The sequence below is a fragment of the Streptococcus penaeicida genome, from assembly GCF_002887775.1.
Lineage (GTDB): Bacteria > Bacillota > Bacilli > Lactobacillales > Streptococcaceae > Streptococcus > Streptococcus penaeicida.
Genome location: NZ_LOCM01000112.1, coordinates 1 through 210, shown reverse-complemented (window position 1 = coordinate 210; position 210 = coordinate 1). Strand labels below are relative to the sequence as shown.

At 43.3% G+C, this 210-nt stretch carries 1 tRNA gene; it reads right to left on the bottom strand.

What is annotated here, in order from left to right:
• Positions 1 to 55: 55 nt before the first annotated feature.
• A tRNA-Ala gene (locus AT575_RS10495) sits at positions 56 to 127 on the bottom strand.
• Between the last annotated feature and the right edge of the window lie 83 nt (positions 128 to 210).

Genomic DNA, 210 nt, shown 5'->3' with positions numbered 1-210 from the left:
CCTAATTTTCTACAGAAATTTCGGCTAGCCGAACATCTCTTTGTATCCTAGATAATGGAGCCTAGCGGGATCGAACCGCTGACCTCCTGCGTGCAAAGCAGGCGCTCTCCCAGCTGAGCTAAGGCCCGACTAATAAACTGGTTGTTTCATTATTAGTGGTGTACTATTCTATTACGTGAAGCTTAATTGTATTCGAACTAAAATCTTAGT